The sequence below is a fragment of the Streptomyces sp. NPDC003247 genome, assembly GCF_042888135.1.
GTDB lineage: Bacteria > Actinomycetota > Actinomycetes > Streptomycetales > Streptomycetaceae > Streptomyces.
The window spans coordinates 109,153-128,042 of sequence record NZ_JBIAPF010000020.1 but is presented as its reverse complement, the minus strand read 5'-3'; the positions used below and the strand labels follow the sequence as shown (position 1 = coordinate 128,042).

Sequence of the window (18,890 nt, the reverse complement as noted above, 5' to 3'; positions counted from 1 at the left end):
CGCCGGGCAGGCCGGGGCGCGTGGCCGACCACGCGGTGGCGGTTATGCGGTGGCGGTCACGCTCTCGCGCAGGACGAAGCCGGGGTCGACCTGGGCGGCCAGGTCGGCTCCGGTCCGCTCATTGCCCCAGGACCGGGCGTTCTTGAGGTGGAAGTGCACCATGTGGCGGGTGTAACGCTCCCAGTCGCGCCCCTCGTACGCCGCGTCGACGGTCGAGCGCAACAGGTCCAGGGCGTGGCGGTTGGCGTCCTCCAGGGCGTCGAACCGGGGCGGCCTGCCCTTTTCCATGGCGCGCACCCAAGCCGACTGTCCGACCGTCACGAGCAGGTCGTCCCCGACCTCGGCGCGGAGGAAGTCGAGGTCGTCCTGGCCTTGCACCTTGTTGCCGACGACCTTCAGCTGCACGCCGAAGTCCCGGGCGTACTCCTTGTACTGGCGGTAGACGGACACCCCCTTCCGGGTGGGCTCGGCGACGAGGAACGTGACGTCGAAGCGGGTGAACATGCCGGAGGCGAAGGAGTCCGAGCCCGCCGTCATGTCGACCACCACGTACTCGTCACGGCCGTCCACCAGGTGGTTCAGGCACAGCTCCACCGCTCCCGTCTTGGAGTGGTAGCAGGCGACCCCCAGGTCGGCGTCCGTGAAGGGGCCCGTGACCATCAAACGGACGGCGCTGCCGTCGAGTTCCACGGTGCGTGCGCAGGCGTCGTACACCGGGTTCTCCTCGCGCACCCGCAGCAGCCGCGAGCCCTCGCCGGGCGGTGTCGTCTTGATCATCGTCTCGGTGGAGGCGATGCGGGGGTTGGAGCCGCGCAGGTACTCCTTGAGCAGTGGCAGCCGGTCGCCCATCGCGGGCAGCGCGGCGGCGTCCGCGTCATCGAGACCGAGCGCTGCGCCCAGGTGCTGGTTGATGTCCGCGTCGATCGCGATCACGGGCGCGCCGATGGCGGCGAGACGACGGATGAACAGGGAGGACAGGGTGGTCTTGCCGCTGCCGCCCTTCCCGACGAAAGCAATTTTCATGTTCACCAAGAGTAGTGCGGTCATAGCTGTGCGTGGCAGGGGTGCGTGAAGAAGACCACTCCTTCGAGGGGTGCGGACGCCTGTTGCGTAGGGTCGCACTCATGAGTACGACAGGCTCTGCCGCTGATCCGCTCGCCGCTCTGGGTTCGCTGCCCGGAGTGGCCGAGTCCGTGGAGACCGTCCGCAAGGCCGTGGACCGGGTCTACGGTCACCGCGTCATGCGCCGCCGCAGTACCGCGATCACCTCCGAGGCGGCCCTGCGCGGGGCCCGTGGCTCGTCGGCGCTGTCCGGTGCGGACTGGGCCTTGGAGGAGGTGCGCCGGCGCAGCGACTTCGGGGCCGACGACGAGGCGCTCGTCGTGGGTGCCGCGCTGCGGCTGACCGCGGAGGCCGGTCAGCTGCTGTCGATCTGGCGCCAGTCGCCCCTGCGGGTGTTGGCGCGGCTGCACCTGGTGGCCGCGGCGGGCAAGGGGGGCGAGGTCGGGCGCCCGCGACTGGCCGGCGAGCCCGTCGACGAACCCCTGATCGAGCTGCCGCTGCCCGGCGCCGACGAGGTTTCCGGTCGACTGGAGGGTCTTTCCGATCTGATCGTGGCGGGCGGTTCCGCGCCCGCCCTGGTGACGGCGGCCGTCGTCCACGGCGAACTGCTCGCGCTGCGCCCCTTCGCCTCGCTCAACGGTCTGGTCGCGCGCGCCGCCGAGCGCATCGTGCTGATCGGCAGCGGCTTGGACCCCAAGTCGGTCTGCCCGGCGGAGGTGGGCCACGCGGAACTGGGCCGGGCGGCCTACCTGGCCGCCCTGGACGGCTATGTCTCCGGGACTCCGGACGGCATGGCGGCCTGGATCGCCCACTGCGGCCGGGCGGTCGAGCTGGGCGCCCGCGAGTCCATGGCGGTGTGCGAGGCGTTGCAGCGCGGGGCGGCTTAGCGGAACGGGCCCGTGAACGGGCCCGCCGACGGGCGCCCGGACAGGAGATGCGGCGGTACGAGGATTCGTACCGCCGCTGGCATGCTCACCGGGTTACCAAGCGTCCTCGATATGTCGCCCATCAGGTCGGGGACTTTGCCCGTCACCTGGTGCGGCTGGCCCGTAATCGACGGGTCGACGTCGCGTGGGTGCTCGGTGTTCATGCAACCGGTCCGTGGGGCCATGTGCGGTTTTAAGGTGATCCTTTCGGATGTCCTAGGTCTCGCGGGCCGTTGAGTCCTTTGTACTCCAGGAGCCCCATAAGCGGAAGTCCTGCCGCCTTTTCTTTACTTTTACTCTTAAACAGGTGTTAACCGGACTTGTGGGCGGGGGTGGGCCAGGGGCTGGTGGGATCTGGGGCGACGCAAGGTGTGGATGAGGTCGTGCCGTGGGCTCAGTCGCTCAGGCCGTTGCCGCCGACCTGCGTCGGCTGGCGTACCAGACGAGGCCGGCCGTGGCGGCCGCGGCACCTATGGCGGCCGCGGCGACCAGAGCCGGGCGGGGCGGGACGCTGAACGACGGAATACGCTGCTTCAGCCGCACCGGACGGTGGAAGTCGAGAATCGGCCACCCCCGGGCGACGGCCTCGCGGCGCAGCGCACGGTCCGGGTTCACGGCGTGCGGATGGCCCACCGCCTCCAGCATCGGCAGGTCCGTCGCCGAGTCGCTGTAGGCGTGGCAGCGCGAGAGGTCGTACCCCTCGGACTCCGCCAGCTCCTTGATCGCCTCCGCCTTGGTCGGCCCGTACGCGTAGTACTCCACCTCGCCGGTGAAGCAGCCGTCCTCGCCCACGACCATGCGGGTGGCCACCACGCGGTCCGCGCCGAGCAGCTCGCCGATCGGCTCGACGACCTCCGCGCCCGACGTCGACACGATCACCACGTCGCGACCCGCGGTGTGGTGCTCCTCGATCAGGGAGGCCGCCTCGTCGTAGATGAGCGGGTCGATCAGGTCGTGCAGGGTCTCGGCGACGATCTCCTTCACGTGCTGGACGTTCCAGCCCCGCACCATCGCGGACAGATACTCGCGTGTCCGTTCCATCTGGTCGTGGTCCATACCACCCACGAGAAAGACGAACTGGGCGTACGCGGTGCGCAGGGCCGCCCTGCGGTTGATCAGCCCGCCTTGGTAGAAGGACTTGCTGAAGGTGAGCGTGCTCGACTTCGCAATGACCGTCTTGTCCAGGTCAAAGAAGGCCGCTGTGCGGGGCAAGGAGTGGTTTTCCACAACCCAGAGCATAGGGGCAGCCCATTCGGCGTAAGGTTGGCGCGTGGGTTTGCCTGAGAGGGCTCTCGGGTACACCATGGAAGTCACGGATCGTTCGCGACCGTGCTAACCCGGTCCGGCTCCTCCCCCCCCGAGTCGGCCGTGGAGACGACCCCCGCTCTCCCCCCCGGCGGGGGTCGTCGCATGTCCGGGTGGGTTTTCTCCTTTCGTGGACGGCTGCGCTACCGCGTTCGGGCGGTCGCGGCCGTCCCTTCGTGCTGCCCAGCGATCGTCACCCTGGGTAGTTGTGGGGCTGCTCTGTGGAAGTCGTACAGGGAGTGGTGTCGCTGTCACCGGTATGAGTGACGGTGATATTCACAACCACCCACTCCTCCACAGTTATCCACCAAGATCCACACGATTTCCGGGTTCGCTGCACCGTGATTCCGACGCGTCCGATCGCACCGAGTTCATGACCGGTTCCGTTTGCGGACGCCGAGGCCGGTTTCCGCCGGCTGTTCACAGGGAGGCCGCTCGCCGGTTCCTCCCACGTACGGGAATCGCGGGGCCGCGGAGAAGCGCGTGCCACGCAGCGAAGGGGGATGGACATCGTGACCGGAGCCGTCACACACGACCCGCCGCCCACCGCCGGAGGACGGCAGGACAGGCCGCTGATCGTCACCGAGGACGCCGCACTCCTGGACGACCTGCTGCGGCTGTGCGCCGCGGCGGGCGCCACCCCCGAGGTGCACCCCTCGGTGCCGGCCCGGCGGGGCGGATGGGAGGCCGCCCCACTCGTCCTCGTCGGGGACGACGCGGCGCGCCGGGTACGCGGGGCCACCCGCAGACGAGGAGTGGTCCTCGTGGGACGCGACCAGGACGACTCCGGGGTGTGGCGCAGGGCCGTGGAGATCGGAGCCGACCACGTCCTGGTACTGCCCGACGGCGAACAGTGGCTGGTCGACCGCATCGCCGACGTCGCGGAGGGGGTCGGCCGGCCCGCCCTCACCGTCGGGGTCGTCGGCGGGCGCGGCGGGGCCGGAGCGTCCACGCTCGCGTGCGCTCTCGCCGTCACCTCCGCGCGTGAGGGGCTGCGTACGCTCCTCGTGGACGCCGACCCGCTGGGCGGCGGGCTCGATGTGCTCCTCGGCGGTGAGACCACGGACGGACTGCGCTGGCCCGCGTTCGCCGCCTCGCGCGGACGGGTCGGCGGCGGCGCGCTGGAGGAGTCGCTGCCCGAACTGCACCAGCTCAGGGTCCTCAGCTGGGACCGCGGCGACTGCGTCGCCATCCCGCCACAGGCGGTGCGCGCGGTGCTCGCCGCCGCCCGGCGGCGGGGCGGCACGGTGGTCGTCGACCTGCCGCGCCGCATCGACGACGGCGTCGCCGAGGCTCTCGCCCAGATCGATGTCGGGCTCCTCGTCGTCCCCGCCGAACTGCGTGCCGTCGCCGCGTCCGGCCGGGTCGCCTCAGCCGTCGGCATGGTCCTGCGCGACCTGAGGGTCGCGGTACGCGGGCCGTACGCGCCCGGACTCCACGACCGCGAAGTGGCCCGGCTGCTCGGCCTGCCGCTGGCGGGCGAGGTGCCCGTCGAGCCGGGGCTGCTGCGGGCCGACGGCGGCAAGGCCCCGCCCGGAGCCGCCCCGCGCGGGCCCCTAGCTCGCTTCTGCAAGCAGTTCTGGGAGCGGGCGCTGGTCGAGGCGGGTGCCGCATGAACGCGCTGCCCGGACTCGAACGGCCGAGGGCGACGGGAACACTGCTCGACGGCGTACGGCAGTGGCTCGCCGAGAGCGGCGCCGAGCCGACCCCCGCCCGCGTCGCGCAGGCGCTGCGGGAGCAAGGGCGGGTCCTCGGTGACGCGGAGGTCCTCGGCGCGGCCGAGCAACTGCGGTCGGAACTGGTCGGCAGCGGGCCGCTCGAGCCGCTGCTCGCCGACCCGTCGGTGACCGACGTGCTCGTGTCCGCCCCCGACCGGGTCTGGGTCGACCGCGGCGGCGGCCTGGAGCTGACCACCGTCTCCTTCCCGGACGCGGCAGCCGTACGACGTCTCGCGCAGCGACTCGCCGCGGTGGCCGGCCGGCGCCTGGACGACGCCCGGCCGTGGGCCGACGCGCGGCTGCCCGACGGTACCCGGCTGCACGCGGTGCTCCCTCCGGTCGCCGTCGGCTGTACCTGTCTGTCGCTGCGGGTGGTACGGCCACGGGCGTTCACGCTCGACGAACTGGTGGCCGCGGGCACGGTGCCGCCGGGCGGTGACCAGGTGCTGCGCGACCTGCTGCGGGCCCGACTGTCGTTCCTGGTCAGCGGGGGCACCGGCAGCGGGAAGACGACCCTGCTCAGCGCCCTGCTGGGGCTTGTCGGGCCGGGGGAGCGGATCGTGCTCGCGGAGGACTCGGCCGAGCTGCGGCCCGACCACCCGCACGTCGTCCGGTTGGAGACCCGACCCGCCAACCAGGAGGGAGCGGGGCTCGTCACGCTGGAGGACCTGGTGCGGCAGGCACTGCGCATGCGACCGGACCGGCTGGTCGTGGGCGAGGTGCGCGGGCCCGAGGTCGTCCATCTGCTGGCCGCGCTGAACACAGGGCACGAGGGCGGCTGCGGCACGGTCCACGCCAACGCCGCCGCGGACGTGCCCGCCCGGCTGGAGGCGCTCGGCACGGCGGCCGGGCTCGACCGGGCCGCGCTGCACAGCCAGGTGGCGGCCGCCCTGTCGGTGGTGCTGCACCTCGTGCGCGATCCGGCCGGACGGCGGCGGATCGCCGAGGTGCACGTACTGGAACGGGATCCGTCCGGACTGGTGCGGACAGTGCCCGCGCTGCGGTGGCAGGCGCGGGCGTTCAGCCGGGAGCGCGGATGGCAGCGGCTGCGGGAACTGCTGCGGGACCAGGGGAGCGGAGAAGGAGATGAGCGTGATGGCTGAGGTGCCGATGGCCGCGGCCGCGGTCTGCGCCGGCGCGGCGATCTGGCTGCTCGGCGGGCCGTACTCCGGAGCCCGGCGGGCGCAGCTGCTGCTGGCGGGAGGCGGGGTCGTCGACAGCGGCCCGCCGGCCTGGCCGGACCTCGCCGACGAGCTGCGCAGGATCCGCGGGCGGTGGCGTCCCGAGTGGTGGGCGCCCGTCGTCGGGCTGGTCCTGGCGGTGCTGGGTGCCTCGGTGCTGCCGGTCGTCGCCGGAGCGGCCGGAGTGCCCCTGCTGCGCAGGGTGCGGCGCGCTCGTGAGGCTCGGAGGGACAGGGAGCGCCGGGGCGACGCCGTGATCGCGCTGTGCGGCGCTCTCGCCGGGGAGGTGCGCGCGGGACGGCAGCCCGGTGAGGCCTTGCGGCGGGCTGCCTGGGATTCCGGAGGGCTGGGTGCGGCGCAGCCCGCCGTACTGGCGGCGGCACGGTTCGGCGGGGACGTGCCCGGTGCGCTCGCGGTCGCGGCACGGCAACCGGGAGCCGACGGGCTCCTCGGGCTCGCCGCGTGCTGGCGGGTGGCCGTGGACCAGGGAGCAGGCCTCGCCGCCGGTCTCGACCGCCTCGAAGGTGCCCTGCGAGCGGAGCGGGACCAGCGGGCCGACCTCAGAGCGCAATTGGCGGGTACGCGCTCGACGGCGGTGATGCTCGCCGGGTTGCCGGTCCTGGGACTCGCCTTGGGGACCGCGCTCGGCGCCGATCCCCTGCACGTCCTGCTCCATACCGGCGCGGGGTGGGGGTGCCTGCTGGTCGGCGGGGTGCTCGAGGCCGTCGGGATGTGGTGGGCGGTGCGCATCGTGCGGGGCGCGGAGGAGGTGTGAGGCAGGGAACGGGCGGGGGGCGAGGCGATCGCTGCGGTCCGCCGGGACGGGGCGCTGGGGCGGGGCGCTGGGACGGGTCGAGGGGGTGCGGGGTGACGGGCGGGGCGCGACGGATGGCGGGCCGGGGGTGCGGGATGGCGGGTCGGGTGCTGCCGGATGACGGATCGGCGGGCGCCGGATGGCGGGCGGGGCCGTGCCGGGTGAGGGAAACGGAGGGCGGAATGAGTGCGGAAGTTGTCCACAGGCTGGGGGCGGTCGTGGGGATCGCCCTGGTCCTGGCGTGGCTCGCGCGATGGTTGACGGGCGTGCGGCGTGAGCGCCGGACGCGGCAGCGGCTCGCCGAGTTGCTGGCCCTGGCAGCGGAACCGGGCGCCTCGCGTCCTGCCGTGCCGGAGGTTGTGCGGCGGTGGCTGCCTGAGGTGGCCGTTCTGGGCGCCGGGTGGGTGATGGGCGGTGGCGCGGTCGGTCTCGCCCTGGGGGTGACCGGTGCTGTGGGGCTGGGGTGGTGGCGTCACCGGCAGCGGGCGGCCGCTCCTGCGAACGCGGTCGGTGCACAGGTCGCCGCACGGCAGCTCCCTCTCGCCGCCGACCTGCTGGCCGCGTGCGTCGCCGCCGGAGCCGGTCCGGTGATCGCGGCCCAGGCGGTGGGTGAGGCCCTGGGCGGCCCCCTGGGGGACGGTCTGGCGCGCGGTGCCGCCGAGGTGCGGCTGGGCGGTGAGCCGGCCACCGCCTGGCGGAGGCTGGCCGCAGCGCCGGGCGCCGCAGCCTTGGCCCGACTGCTGGAACGGGCCGACGTCACCGGGCTTCCGGCGGCCGCGCCGGTCACCCGGCTCGCCGCCGACGCCCGCGCCGAGTGGGCACGCACGGGAACGGCTCGTGCCCGGCGCGCGGCGGTCATGGTCACCGCGCCGGTGGGGCTCTGCTTCCTGCCCGCCTTCGTCGCGGTGGGCATCGCACCCGTCGTGATCGGGCTGGCGGGCGGCGCTCTGGGAGGAGGTGGGCCGTGACGGCGAGGTGAGCGTGCGAGCACCGGCGGGACGAGGCGGCACTGACGCGAGCAGTGCACGGGTTCGGCGCACCGGCAGGACCGGTGCGCCGGGGAATCAACGGAAACGGACCTCACGGGGGTTGAGATGAGCAAGGCGGTACGGGCACGGATGCGTGCCCTGGTGTGCAGGGCGCGTACGGCGCGCAAGGACGCGGGGATGGTGACGTCCGAGTACGCGATGGGCATCGTCGCGGCGGTCGGCTTCGCCGTGATCCTCTACCAGGTGGTGACGAGCGGGGCGGTCACCGAGGCGTTGCAGGACATCGTGAAGCGGGCGCTCAGTGCGAGTCCGTGAGCGGGCACCGGTGCGAGGCGGGGACCGGGGCTTCGTGACGGCGGAGTCGGCCGTCGTGCTGCCGGTGCTGGTCGCGTTCGCGATGGCGCTGGTGTGGGGCCTGCTCGTCATGGCGGCTCAGATCCAGTGCGTGGACGCCGCCAGGACCGGCGCCCGGGCCGCCGCCCGGCAGGACCCGGTCGACGCGGTGGTCGAAGTGACCCGGGCGACGGCACCCCGCGGGGCGCACGTGACGGTTCACCGGGGAGACGGCCTGGTCCGGGTGGTGGTCGTGGCGCGGCCGCCGGTGCTGCGGGGACTGCCGTTCGAGGTGCGGGAGGAGGCCGTGGCGGCGGCGGAGGACGTGGCGGCGGGGGCCGTGGAGGATGGGGAGGTGGGTCCGTGAGAGGGCATCGTCGCCGCGGGGGCCGGTACCGCGGCTCGGGAGCCGATCGGGGCTCGGCCACCGTCTGGACGCTCGGTGCGATCGCCGTGCTGTGTGTGGTGTTCGGCGTGGTGCTCGCCCTGGGACAGGCCGTCCTGGCCCGGCATCGCGCGGCCGGGGGTGCGGACCTCGCCGCGCTCGCGGCCGCGGACCACTGGACGCACGGTGCCGCGGCGGCCTGCGCTCACGCGGAGCGTGTGGCTCGGGCACAGGGGGCGCGGCTGGTGCGGTGCGCGGTCGTGGGAGAGGTCTCGGACGTGACGGCGGCGGCCGGACGGCGGCCGTTCGCCGTGGAGGTCAGGGCGAGGGCGGGGCCTGCCGGGCCGGCGGACACCGGCCCCACCGCGGACCCGGTCAGCCCACCGGCTTCTCCTCCGGCGCCCCCCGCAGCAGTTCCGTGAGCAGCCGTACCGCCCCCCGTTTGTGCAGTGGGTCGTTGCCGTTGCCGCATTTGGGGGACTGGATGCAGGAGGGGCAGCCGGCCTCGCACTCGCAGGAGGCGATGGCCTCGCGGGTGGCGGTCAGCCAGGAGCGGGCCGTGTGGAAGGCCCGCTCCGCGAAGCCCGCGCCGCCGGGGTGGCCGTCGTAGACGAAGACCGTGGGGAGGAGCGTGTCGGGGTGCAGGGGGACCGACACGCCGCCGATGTCCCAGCGGTCGCAGGTCGCGAAGAGGGGCAGCATGCCGATGGAGGCGTGCTCGGCGGCGTGCAGGGCGCCGCCGAGGATCTCCGGGTTGATCCGGGCGGCGTCCAGCTGGTCCTCGGTGACCGTCCACCACACGGCGCGGGTGCGCAGGGTGCGGGGAGGCAGGTCGAGCTTCGACTCGCCGAGCACCTCACCGGTGATGAGCCGCCGGCGCAGGAAGGAGACCACCTGGTTGGTGACCTCGACGGAGCCGTAGCACAACCGTCCCTCGCCCCATGGGACTTCGACGTCCGTCTCCAGCACGGAGATCGCCGTGGTGTCGCGGGCGACCGTCGAGTACGGCGGTTCGGCCTGCTCGACCAGGGCGACCGAGTCCTCCAGGTCCAGCGACCGCACCAGGTAGGTGCGGCCCTGGTGGAGGTGGACGGCGCCCTCGTGGACGGTCGTGTGGGCGGCGCCCTCGTCGACCGTGCCGAGCAGGCGGCCCGTCCCCTCCTCGACGATCTGGACCGGCCGGCCGCCCCCGCCGCGGATGTCGGTCAGGTCGGCGGCCCGTTCCCGGCGTGTCCAGTGCCAGGCCCTCGTCCGGCGGCGCAGCAGTTTCGCGGCCTCCAGCTGCGGCAGCAGTCCCTCCGTCCCCGGGCCGAACAGCGCCAGGTCCTCCTCCGTCAGGGGGAGCTCGGCGGCGGCCGCGCACAGGTGCGGGGCGAGGACGTAGGGGTTGTCGGGGTCGAGGACCGTCGACTCCACGGGCCGGTCGAACAGGGCTTCGGGGTGGTGGACGAGGAAGGTGTCCAGGGGGTCGTCGCGGGCGATCAGGACGGCGAGGGCGCCCTGCCCGGCCCGGCCCGCGCGACCGGCCTGCTGCCACAGGGACGCGCGGGTGCCCGGGTAACCGGCGATCAGGACGGCGTCCAGTCCCGAGACGTCGATGCCGAGTTCCAGGGCGGTCGTGGCGGCCAGGCCGAGGAGGTCGCCGGAGTGCAGTGCCTGCTCCAGGGCGCGGCGCTCCTCGGGCAGGTAGCCGCCGCGGTACGCCGCGACACGCCGGGCCAGGGAGCGGTCCACCTCGGCGAGACGCTCCTGGGCGATCACCGAGATCAGCTCGGCGCCACGCCGGGAGCGGACGAAGGCGACCGTGCGCACCCCCTGGACGGCGAGATCGGTGAGCAGGTCGGCGGTCTCCGCCGTGGCGGTACGGCGGACGGGGGCGCCCTTCTCGCCCTGCATCTCGGTGAGCGGGGGCTCCCAGAGGGCGAACACCAGTTCACCTCGTGGAGAGGCGTCGTCGGCCACCTCGACCACCCGCAGGCCGGTCAGACGGCCGGCGGCCACCGAGGGCTCGGCCGCCGTCGCGGAGGCCAGCAGGAAGACGGGGGAGGAGCCGTAGCGGGCGCACAGCCTGCGCAGCCGGCGCAGCACCTGGGCGACGTGGGAGCCGAACACACCGCGGTAGGTGTGGCACTCGTCGATGACGACGTACCTGAGCGACTTGAGGAAGGAGGACCAGCGGGGGTGGGACGGCAGGATGCCGCGGTGCAGCATGTCCGGGTTGGTGAGGACGTAGTTCGCGTACTGGCGGATCCACTCACGTTCTTCGAACGGGGTGTCGCCGTCGTACACGGCCGGGCGAACCGCCGTGCCCAGCGACTGTGAAAGTTTCTTCACGGATCGGCACTGGTCCGCCGCGAGCGCCTTCGTGGGGGACAGGTAGAGGGCGGTGGTGCCGCGGCCGTTCGGGGCCTCGGAGCCCTCCAGCAGCGCGGACAGGACCGGGACGAGGTACGCAAGGGACTTCCCGGACGCCGTGCCCGTCGCGACGACCACCGAGTCCCCGTCCAGGGCGTGCTCGGCGGCTCGGGCCTGGTGGGCCCAGGGGTGTTCGATGCCGCAGGCCCGCACGGCCGCGATCACCTCCGGACGAATCCGGTCAGGCCAGACGGCATGGCGGCCCTCACGTGGGGGCAAGTGCTCCGTATGAGTGATGCGCGACGCCCGGCTCGGACCGGGGGCGAGCCGGTCCAGGACCGCGCCCGGCGACAGGCGGGACGCGTGCTGTGCCGGGGATCGATCGGATCGGTGATTCTTGGCCATCGGCACCGAGTGTGTCACTGGCGTGACGGACAATGGAGCCAAGGCGTCGTGCACGCCTGCCGGTAAGTGATTGAATGCCATCGCGGCTGGCGAACCGTCCCGGGGGCTCCTGCCGAGGTGTCCCGAGGGGCGACCGCTCGATAGCAAGGTGCTGGAGGATCCGTGGACCTGTCCCTGTCGACCCGTACCGTCGGCGATCGTACGGTCGTCGAGGTCGGTGGCGAAATCGACGTATATACCGCGCCCAAGCTGCGCGAGCAGCTGGTCGAGCTGGTGAACGACGGGAATTTCCACCTCGTCGTCGACATGGAGGGCGTGGACTTCCTCGACTCCACCGGTCTCGGCGTGCTGGTCGGCGGTCTGAAGCGAGTGCGTGCCCACGAGGGCTCGCTGCGCCTGGTCTGCAACCAGGAGCGCATTCTGAAGATCTTCCGCATCACCGGTCTCACCAAGGTGTTCCCCATCCACACCTCGGTCGACGAAGCGGTGTCGGCCACCGACTGACCACCGATCCCGGGCGAGAACAGCCGCGCCCGGGACGGCAGCACAGTTGAACACCGGGGGGATCGGGCTTCGGCGGCCCGGCCCCCCGACAGCACGCCCGTAGTTCCGAGGGGGACGCATGGCCACCGTTGAACTCCGCTTCAGCGCGCTGCCCGAGCACGTCAGGACCGCCCGACTGGTGGCGGCAGCGGTGGCGCGCAGGGCCGGAGTGGACGAGGCCGTCCTCGACGAGGTCCGGCTCGCCGTCGGTGAGGCCTGCACCCGCGCCGTCGGACTGCACCAGACCAGCGGCATCACCGCGCCGGTGAAGGTGCTGCTCATCGAGGAGGAGAAACAGTTCTCCATCGAGGTGGGCGACGAGGCGCCACGCTCCTCACCCGGTGACCGGGCGCCGGGCACCGGCGGGGACGCCGACGCCGAGGCCGAGGAGGACGAGATGGGCCTCGCCGTCATCAGCGGCCTCGTGGACGACGTGGAGGTCACCGCCGGCGAGCGCGGCGGGGCCATCCGCATGACCTGGCCGAGCGTCCTGGCGTCCGCGCCACCGGCCTGACACCGCCCGCCCGGCACCACCGGCGCGGCTTCGTCGGTCCGGCCACCGCCGGTCCGACGCCCTCGGGCCGAGGCCGACGACCGTCCAGGTGAACCGGCGACACACCCATCGAAGGGCCCCCTCGTGGGGCCCTTCGTCATGTGCGGAGATCGCCGACCGCGCTTACAGTGGTCCCAGGCAGTGAATCTTGAAGAAATGAATCTTGCCGGGAAATTCGTGAATCAATTCACGAAGATGTAGTGCCTCAAAGGCATTACTTGATCACCCCTCTCGCGTGCGAAGGCGAATTACATTCACCGCGCACTGTTTTGATCGGGTTCCGGTACCTACAATCCGTCCACATCTTGAGCTCAGCCCAAGCGTCAAGGAGGACGAATGGCGGGGCTTTCTACCCCTCATCGGTTGGACCACCCCACAACCTTCGCAGCCGCAGTGCTGACCGACGGCAACCGCCTGCTCGTGGTGGTCATCGGGGTCGTCGCACTGGCCGCGCTCGTGGTCGCGGGCGTGCTGCTGCGCCAAGTGCTCGCGGCCGGCGAGGGCACCGACAGCATGAAGAAGATCGCGGCAGCGGTCCAGGAAGGCGCCAACGCCTATCTGGCCCGGCAACTGCGCACGCTCGGCGTATTCGCCGTCGTGGTGTTCTTCCTGCTCATGCTGCTACCCGCGGACGACTGGAATCAGCGCGCCGGACGATCCGTCTTCTTCTTGATCGGTGCGGCGTTCTCGGCGGCCACCGGCTATATCGGCATGTGGCTCGCCGTGCGCAGTAATGTGCGTGTCGCCGCGGCCGCCCGGGAAGCGACTCCCGCGGCGGGTGAACCGGAAAAGGACCTCACCGCCGTCTCGCACAGAGCCATGAAGATCGCTTTTCGTACGGGCGGTGTCGTCGGCATGTTCACGGTGGGGCTCGGTCTGTTCGGCGCCTCCTGCGTGGTGCTGGTGTACGCGGCCGACGCGCCGAAGGTGCTGGAGGGATTCGGTCTCGGCGCGGCGCTCATCGCGATGTTCATGAGGGTCGGCGGCGGCATCTTCACCAAGGCCGCCGACGTCGGCGCCGACCTCGTCGGCAAGGTCGAGCAGGGCATCCCGGAGGACGATCCGCGCAACGCCGCGACCATCGCCGACAACGTGGGCGACAACGTCGGCGACTGCGCGGGCATGGCGGCCGACCTCTTCGAGTCGTACGCCGTGACACTGGTCGCCGCGCTGATCCTCGGCAAGGTGGCCTTCGGCGACGCCGGACTCGCCTTCCCGCTGCTCGTGCCCGCGATCGGCGTGGTCACCGCGATGATCGGCATCTTCGCGGTCGCCCCGCGCCGCACCGACCGCAGCGGCATGTCCGCGATCAACCGGGGCTTCTTCATCTCCGCGGTGATCTCCCTCGCGCTGGTCGCCGTCGCCGTGTTCGTCTATCTCCCCGGGACGTACGCGGACCTGGACGGCGTCACCGACGCGGCGATCCAGGGCAAGAGCGGCGACCCGCGGATCCTCGCCCTCGTCGCGGTGGCGATCGGCATCCTCCTGGCGGCCGTCATCCAGCAGCTGACCGGCTACTTCACCGAGACCACCCGCCGCCCGGTCCGCGACATCGGCAAGACGTCGCTCACGGGCCCCGCCACCGTCGTCCTCGCCGGAATCTCCGTCGGACTCGAATCGGCCGTCTACACCGCCCTGCTGATCGGCCTGGGCGTGTACGGGGCGTTCCTGCTCGGCGGTACGTCGATCATGCTGGCGCTGTTCGCCGTGGCCCTGGCCGGCACCGGGCTGCTCACCACCGTCGGTGTGATCGTCGCGATGGACACCTTCGGCCCGGTCTCCGACAACGCCCAGGGCATCGCCGAGATGTCCGGCGACGTCGAGGGCGCGGGCGCACAGGTGCTCACCAACCTCGACGCCGTCGGCAACACCACCAAGGCCATCACCAAGGGCATCGCCATCGCCACCGCCGTCCTCGCGGCCTCGGCGCTCTTCGGGTCGTACCGTGACGCGATCACGACCGGCGCGCGGGACGTCGGGGAGAAGCTCAGCGGGGACGGGGCGCCGATGAGCCTGATGATGGACATCTCGCAGCCCAACAACCTCGTCGGCCTGATCGCGGGTGCGGCGGTCGTCTTCCTCTTCTCCGGGCTGGCGATCAACGCGGTGTCGCGGTCGGCGGGATCCGTGGTGTTCGAGGTACGGCGGCAGTTCCGTGAGAAGCCAGGGATCATGGACTACAGCGAGACACCGGAGTACGGCAAGGTCGTCGACATCTGTACGAAGGACGCGCTCAGGGAACTGGCGACCCCGGGGCTGCTCGCCGTCATGGCGCCGATCTTCATCGGGTTCACGCTCGGCGTCGGCGCGCTCGGCTCCTACCTCGCGGGCGCGATCGGCGCGGGCACGCTGATGGCGGTCTTCCTCGCCAACTCCGGGGGAGCCTGGGACAACGCCAAGAAACTCGTCGAGGACGGTCACCACGGCGGCAAGGGCAGCGAGTCCCACGCGGCCACGGTGATCGGCGACACGGTCGGCGACCCCTTCAAGGACACGGCCGGCCCCGCCATCAACCCGCTGCTGAAGGTCATGAACCTCGTGGCGCTGCTCATCGCGCCCGCCGTGATCAAGTTCAGCTACGGCGACGACGCGAACATCGGCGTGCGGATCGTGATCGCGGTCCTCGCGCTCCTGGTGATCGTCGGCGCGGTGTACGTCTCCAAGCGGAGGGGGATCGCCGTGGGTGACGAAGACAACGCCGACTCGTCGTCCAAGTCGGCCGATCCGGCGGTGGTTTCGTAGGGCACGGACAGGATGTGCTGATCAAGGGGCGGGCGGACGGCGCGGGTTGACGTGCCGTCCGCCCGCCTCCGTCGTGCGCGGGCCCGGCCCGTGAGCCTTCTCTCTCTTGGTTCAAATGGATCCATTCATGGAGACAGTGGACATTCGTCCTGGGGCTGTCGCCCGGTCGGCGTGTATGTTTCCGGGGCCGAGAGCCATGGAAGGGACCGATCCGGTGAACAAGAAGCTCGCGGCCGCACTGTCCGGCGGTGCGGTACTGGTGCTGGCGCTGTCGGGATGCAGCAGCAGCGACGACGACGGCAACAAGGAGCTCGACGCCTGGGCCAAGAAGGTCTGCGACGCCCTGCCCGCCCAGGACGCCAAGGTCGACGCGGCCAACGAGGCCATCAAGCAGGCCGCCACGGACAACAACGCCCCGGCGAACGTCCAGAAGACCGACTCCCAGGCCTTCCAGGACATGTCCGACGCCTACAAGGCGCTCGCGCAGGCCGTCCAGAAGGCCGGCACGCCCCCCGGCGTCGAGGACGGCAAGAAGAAGCAGCAGGCGGCCGTCACGGCCCTCAACGACCTCTCCGCCTCGTACGCCGACCTCAAGACGCAGGTCGACGCGCTCGACACGAAGGACCAGGCGAAGTTCGCCGACGGCCTCCAGGACATCGCCACCGATCTGGGCGCACTCAGCCAGAGCGGCAACACCGCGCTGAAGAACCTGGAGCAGGGCGACGTCAAGACGGCCATGGCCCAGCAGGCCAGCTGCAAGAAGGTGGCGGCCTCCGCCTCGGCCCGCGCCACGACCGGCTGACGCCGGTCATCCCCGCCCGACCCCGTTCCTCCGCCCGACGCCGTTCCTCCGGTTCGTCCCCGGTCGTCACCGGGGCCGTCGGCCGATCCGTGCCCGTCGGTAGATCCGGGCGGGGCGGCGGGTCCGGGCGCGGCGGCCGGTCGGGCGGGGTGGGCGGTCCGGGCGGGGCGGGCGGCAGGCGTGCGGGACACAATGGGGGGCGTGAGTAACGCCACCCTCTCCCCCCTTCCCTCCGCCGACCGCCCCGACGTCGCCGCCCGGCTGCGCGAGGCCCTGCTCGCGGTCTCCTTCACCGCCGACGGGCTGCTCGACCTCCTCGGCGCCCCCGCCTACGCGGCCCTGGCCCGCAGCGAGGTCGTGCCCGCGCTGCGCGCGACCCGCGGGGACACGCCGCTGGAGACGCTCGTCCGGCTGTTCCTGCTCCAGCAGCCCGTTCCGCACGCGCGCGTGGAGGGCGTTCTGCCCGTCGACGCGTGCGTGGAGACCGGCTGGCTGAGGCGGGCCGGCGAGGACGACGTCGCCGCGACCGTGGACGTACGGCCCTACGGCGGGCCGGACGGCGAGGACTGGTTCATGGTGTCCGACCTGGGGTGCGCGGTCGGCGGGGCCGGAGGCATCGGCAGCCGGGACGAGAACGTCGTCCTCGGCGTCGGCGGGGCGTCGACCACCCTCGCCGGGATCACCGTGCGGACGCCCGTCGCCTCCGCCCTCGACCTCGGCACCGGCTCCGGGATCCAGGCGCTGCACGCAGCCCGGCACGCCACCCGCGTGACGGCGACCGACCTCAACCCGCGCGCGCTGCACATCACCGCGCTCACGCTTGCGCTGTCCGGCGCTCCGTCGGCCGACCTGCGCGCGGGGTCGCTCTTCGAGCCCGTGCGGGACGACGAGACGTTCGACCTGATCGTGTCGAACCCGCCGTTCGTGATCTCGCCGGGGGCGCGGCTGACGTACCGGGACGGCGGGATGAGCGGGGACGATCTGTGCCGGTCGCTCGTTCAGCAGGCGGGGGAGCGCCTGAACGAGGGCGGGTTCGCGCACTTCCTCGCCAACTGGCAGCACGTGGAGGGGGAGGACTGGCAGGACAGGATCAGGTCGTGGGTGCCGCGCGGGTGCGACGCGTGGGTCGTGCAGCGCGAGGTGCAGGACATCACGCAGTACGCGGAGCTGTGGCTCAGGGACTCCGGTGACCACCGGACCGACCCGCAGGAGTACCAGGCGCGGTACGACGCGTGGCTGGACGAGTTCGAGGCGCGCAAGGTGAAGGCCGTCGGCTTCGGCTGGATCACCCTGCGCAGGACGGCGTCCGCCGAGCCCACTGTCACCCTCGAGGAGTGGCCGCACCCGGTCGAGCAGCCGCTCGGCGACACGGTCCGGGCGCACTTCGAGCGTCTCGACCATCTGCGGGCGCACGACGACGCGGCCCTGCTGGCCGGGCACTTCAGGCTCGCCGCGGAGGTCGTGCAGGAGCAGGTCGGGCTCCCGGGCGCCGAGGACCCGGAGCACGTCGTGCTGCGCCAGCACCGCGGCATGCGCCGGGCCACCAAGGTGGACACGGTCGGCGCCGGCTTCGCGGGCGTGTGCGACGGCTCGCTGAGCGCGGGCCGCATCCTGGACGCCATCGCGCAGCTCGTCGGCGAGGACCCCGTGCTGCTGCGCGACCGCACGCCGGCGCAGATCCGGCTGCTGGTGGAACAGGGCTTCCTGGAGCCTGCCTGACGGATGCCTCGTTCCGGCGCCGGAGACGTCCTGGCGCCGGAGAGGCCCCGATGCCGGAGACGCGCCCCGATGCCGGAGACGCCCCGGCATCGGCGACGTTCTCCTGGCACCGGCGACGTCCTGGCACCGGCGACGTCCCGGGCGCGCCCGGTGTCCGAGCCGCCCTCACGGATCGCGACACAGCGCACACGCACCACGCGACACAGCGCACACCCACCAGGTGATCGGAACCGTGCAGACGCCCGACAAAAAAGAGCTGGAAGAAGGGCATCGACAACGCGGTCCGGTCCGTTCCGACGAATTCGAGTCGGTCCGGACGCCCGGTTCGCAGCGCGTCGCGGCCCGAAGGGCGACCGATGAGGATCAGGGGAACACCGGATTCGCCAAGATCTTGTGCGCGATGAGCGGAGTCGGCGACGGGAACACCACGGGAACGACACCCGCGCGCCGAACGGTGTGAGACCGGTCGCACTCCGGCGCGCGGCTTCCGGCGGCACGCCGCCCCCGACCGTCGACCGGGCGTTCACCCCGGGTTCGCCCGGGCGCCGCCCGCGCGTGTCAGCCTCGCGGGACGGGGCACGCGCGGGCAGCGGAAGAGGGGCTCGGACGATCATGGAGAGTGGACCGGCGATCTTCGCTGGAGCGGTGTTCGCCCTGTTCGGAGGCGGTCTGCTGCTGTGGACGGCGGTCCGGGTACGACAGCGCCAGCCCGTCGCCCACGGTGTGAGCCCCCTCGCATCGGCGACGCTCGCCGGCATCGCCGCCGTGGTCGCCCTGGCCCTCGGAACGTGGTGCTTCACCCGCCTCTGAAAACCTTGCGAAGCGGCGGACAGGCGGCGCCGAAGACCTTGCGCGAGGCCGCGTGAGAACCACGTCGGCGCGGCAGCGCGGACAATTGAGAGGTCACGCTCCGGTCCGGCGGAAAAGTGCGGGTCGGCACTCCGGGCGGCAGGAATGGCGGTAGTCGGGTTACCGTTCGAGTGGCCGTTGCGGGCTTTTCCCGTTTGACACGGGGGCGGGCTGTACCGTCACACTCCGCAGCGTCACCATGACCCAAC

18 protein-coding genes are annotated in these 18,890 nt (G+C 72.3%); 15 read left to right on the top strand and 3 right to left on the bottom strand.

Translation table 11 applies throughout. The annotated features are described in order from the left end of the window. Positions 1-42: 42 nt before the first annotated feature. Positions 43-1,023 carry an ATP-binding protein gene (locus ACFYWQ_RS40945; protein ID WP_389525084.1) on the bottom strand — a complete coding sequence of 327 codons (981 nt, stop codon included), beginning with the start codon at positions 1,021-1,023 and terminating at the stop codon, positions 43-45. A gap of 101 nt (positions 1,024-1,124) precedes the next feature. Between ACFYWQ_RS40945 and ACFYWQ_RS40940 the strand changes: the two genes are divergently transcribed. Continuing rightward, positions 1,125-1,949, top strand: coding sequence for an oxidoreductase (locus tag ACFYWQ_RS40940; RefSeq protein WP_389525082.1), 825 nt, complete (start codon positions 1,125-1,127; stop codon positions 1,947-1,949). A 441-nt stretch (positions 1,950-2,390) separates the two neighbouring features. Here the strand turns inward: ACFYWQ_RS40940 and ACFYWQ_RS40935 are convergent, their stop codons facing one another. Beyond that, positions 2,391-3,227, bottom strand: a complete 837-nt coding sequence (locus tag ACFYWQ_RS40935) for an HAD family hydrolase (protein WP_389525079.1) — start codon at positions 3,225-3,227, stop codon at positions 2,391-2,393. Positions 3,228-3,796: 569 nt separating this feature from the next. On the opposite strand from ACFYWQ_RS40935, the gene ssd reads away from it, so the two are divergent. The 7 genes from ssd to ACFYWQ_RS40900 all read left to right on the top strand — a co-directional run bounded on the left by ssd (position 3,797) and on the right by ACFYWQ_RS40900 (position 9,135). Continuing rightward, a complete protein-coding gene (gene ssd, locus ACFYWQ_RS40930; RefSeq protein ID WP_389525076.1) occupies positions 3,797-4,909 on the top strand; it encodes a septum site-determining protein Ssd in 1,113 nt (370 codons plus the stop codon). After that, positions 4,906-6,114, top strand: a complete 1,209-nt coding sequence (locus ACFYWQ_RS40925) for a TadA family conjugal transfer-associated ATPase (RefSeq protein WP_389525073.1) — start codon at positions 4,906-4,908, stop codon at positions 6,112-6,114. Before ssd ends, ACFYWQ_RS40925 begins: the two co-directional genes overlap by 4 nt. After that, complete coding sequence (locus tag ACFYWQ_RS40920) at positions 6,098-6,967, top strand: type II secretion system F family protein (RefSeq protein ID WP_389525070.1); 870 nt, start codon at positions 6,098-6,100, stop codon at positions 6,965-6,967. The genes ACFYWQ_RS40925 and ACFYWQ_RS40920 overlap by 17 nt, the downstream gene beginning before the upstream one ends. Positions 6,968-7,188: 221 nt before the next feature. Beyond that, the gene (locus ACFYWQ_RS40915) at positions 7,189-7,974 is read left to right on the top strand and encodes a type II secretion system F family protein (protein WP_389525066.1); all 786 of its coding nucleotides are present in this window, start codon (positions 7,189-7,191) and stop codon (positions 7,972-7,974) included. A gap of 126 nt (positions 7,975-8,100) precedes the next feature. Next, entirely contained in the window at positions 8,101-8,310 is a 210-nt protein-coding gene (locus ACFYWQ_RS40910; RefSeq protein ID WP_389525063.1) for a DUF4244 domain-containing protein, read from the top strand. Between the two features lie 34 nt (positions 8,311-8,344). Then, positions 8,345-8,695, top strand: a complete 351-nt coding sequence (locus ACFYWQ_RS40905) for a TadE family type IV pilus minor pilin (protein WP_389525061.1) — start codon at positions 8,345-8,347, stop codon at positions 8,693-8,695. Further along, positions 8,692-9,135: an Rv3654c family TadE-like protein gene (locus tag ACFYWQ_RS40900; RefSeq protein ID WP_389525058.1), complete on the top strand. Its 444-nt coding sequence runs from the start codon at positions 8,692-8,694 to the stop codon at positions 9,133-9,135. Before ACFYWQ_RS40905 ends, ACFYWQ_RS40900 begins: the two co-directional genes overlap by 4 nt. Here the strand turns inward: ACFYWQ_RS40900 and ACFYWQ_RS40895 are convergent. Next, positions 9,089-11,554: a DEAD/DEAH box helicase gene (locus tag ACFYWQ_RS40895; protein ID WP_389525055.1), complete on the bottom strand. Its 2,466-nt coding sequence runs from the start codon at positions 11,552-11,554 to the stop codon at positions 9,089-9,091. The genes ACFYWQ_RS40900 and ACFYWQ_RS40895 overlap by 47 nt on opposite strands. An 81-nt stretch (positions 11,555-11,635) precedes the next feature. Between ACFYWQ_RS40895 and bldG the strand changes: the two genes are divergently transcribed. The 7 genes from bldG to ACFYWQ_RS40860 all read left to right on the top strand — a co-directional run bounded on the left by bldG (position 11,636) and on the right by ACFYWQ_RS40860 (position 18,642). After that, the gene (gene bldG / locus ACFYWQ_RS40890; protein WP_121787637.1) at positions 11,636-11,977 is read left to right on the top strand and encodes an anti-sigma factor antagonist BldG; all 342 of its coding nucleotides are present in this window, start codon (positions 11,636-11,638) and stop codon (positions 11,975-11,977) included. A gap of 118 nt (positions 11,978-12,095) precedes the next feature. Beyond that, positions 12,096-12,530: an ATP-binding protein gene (locus ACFYWQ_RS40885; RefSeq protein WP_389525052.1), complete on the top strand. Its 435-nt coding sequence runs from the start codon at positions 12,096-12,098 to the stop codon at positions 12,528-12,530. Between the two features lie 375 nt (positions 12,531-12,905). After that, on the top strand, positions 12,906-15,311 hold the full coding sequence (locus ACFYWQ_RS40880; RefSeq protein ID WP_389525049.1) for a sodium-translocating pyrophosphatase: 2,406 nt from the start codon (positions 12,906-12,908) through the stop codon (positions 15,309-15,311). Between the two features lie 196 nt (positions 15,312-15,507). Next, positions 15,508-16,113: a small secreted protein gene (locus tag ACFYWQ_RS40875; RefSeq protein ID WP_389525045.1), complete on the top strand. Its 606-nt coding sequence runs from the start codon at positions 15,508-15,510 to the stop codon at positions 16,111-16,113. Positions 16,114-16,305: 192 nt separating this feature from the next. Then, positions 16,306-17,832: a methyltransferase gene (locus tag ACFYWQ_RS40870; RefSeq protein WP_389525042.1), complete on the top strand. Its 1,527-nt coding sequence runs from the start codon at positions 16,306-16,308 to the stop codon at positions 17,830-17,832. A gap of 232 nt (positions 17,833-18,064) precedes the next feature. Further along, positions 18,065-18,292, top strand: a complete 228-nt coding sequence (locus ACFYWQ_RS40865) for a hypothetical protein (RefSeq protein WP_389525039.1) — start codon at positions 18,065-18,067, stop codon at positions 18,290-18,292. Between the two features lie 152 nt (positions 18,293-18,444). Then, a complete protein-coding gene (locus ACFYWQ_RS40860) occupies positions 18,445-18,642 on the top strand; it encodes a hypothetical protein (protein WP_389525037.1) in 198 nt (65 codons plus the stop codon). Positions 18,643-18,890 lie beyond the last annotated feature (248 nt).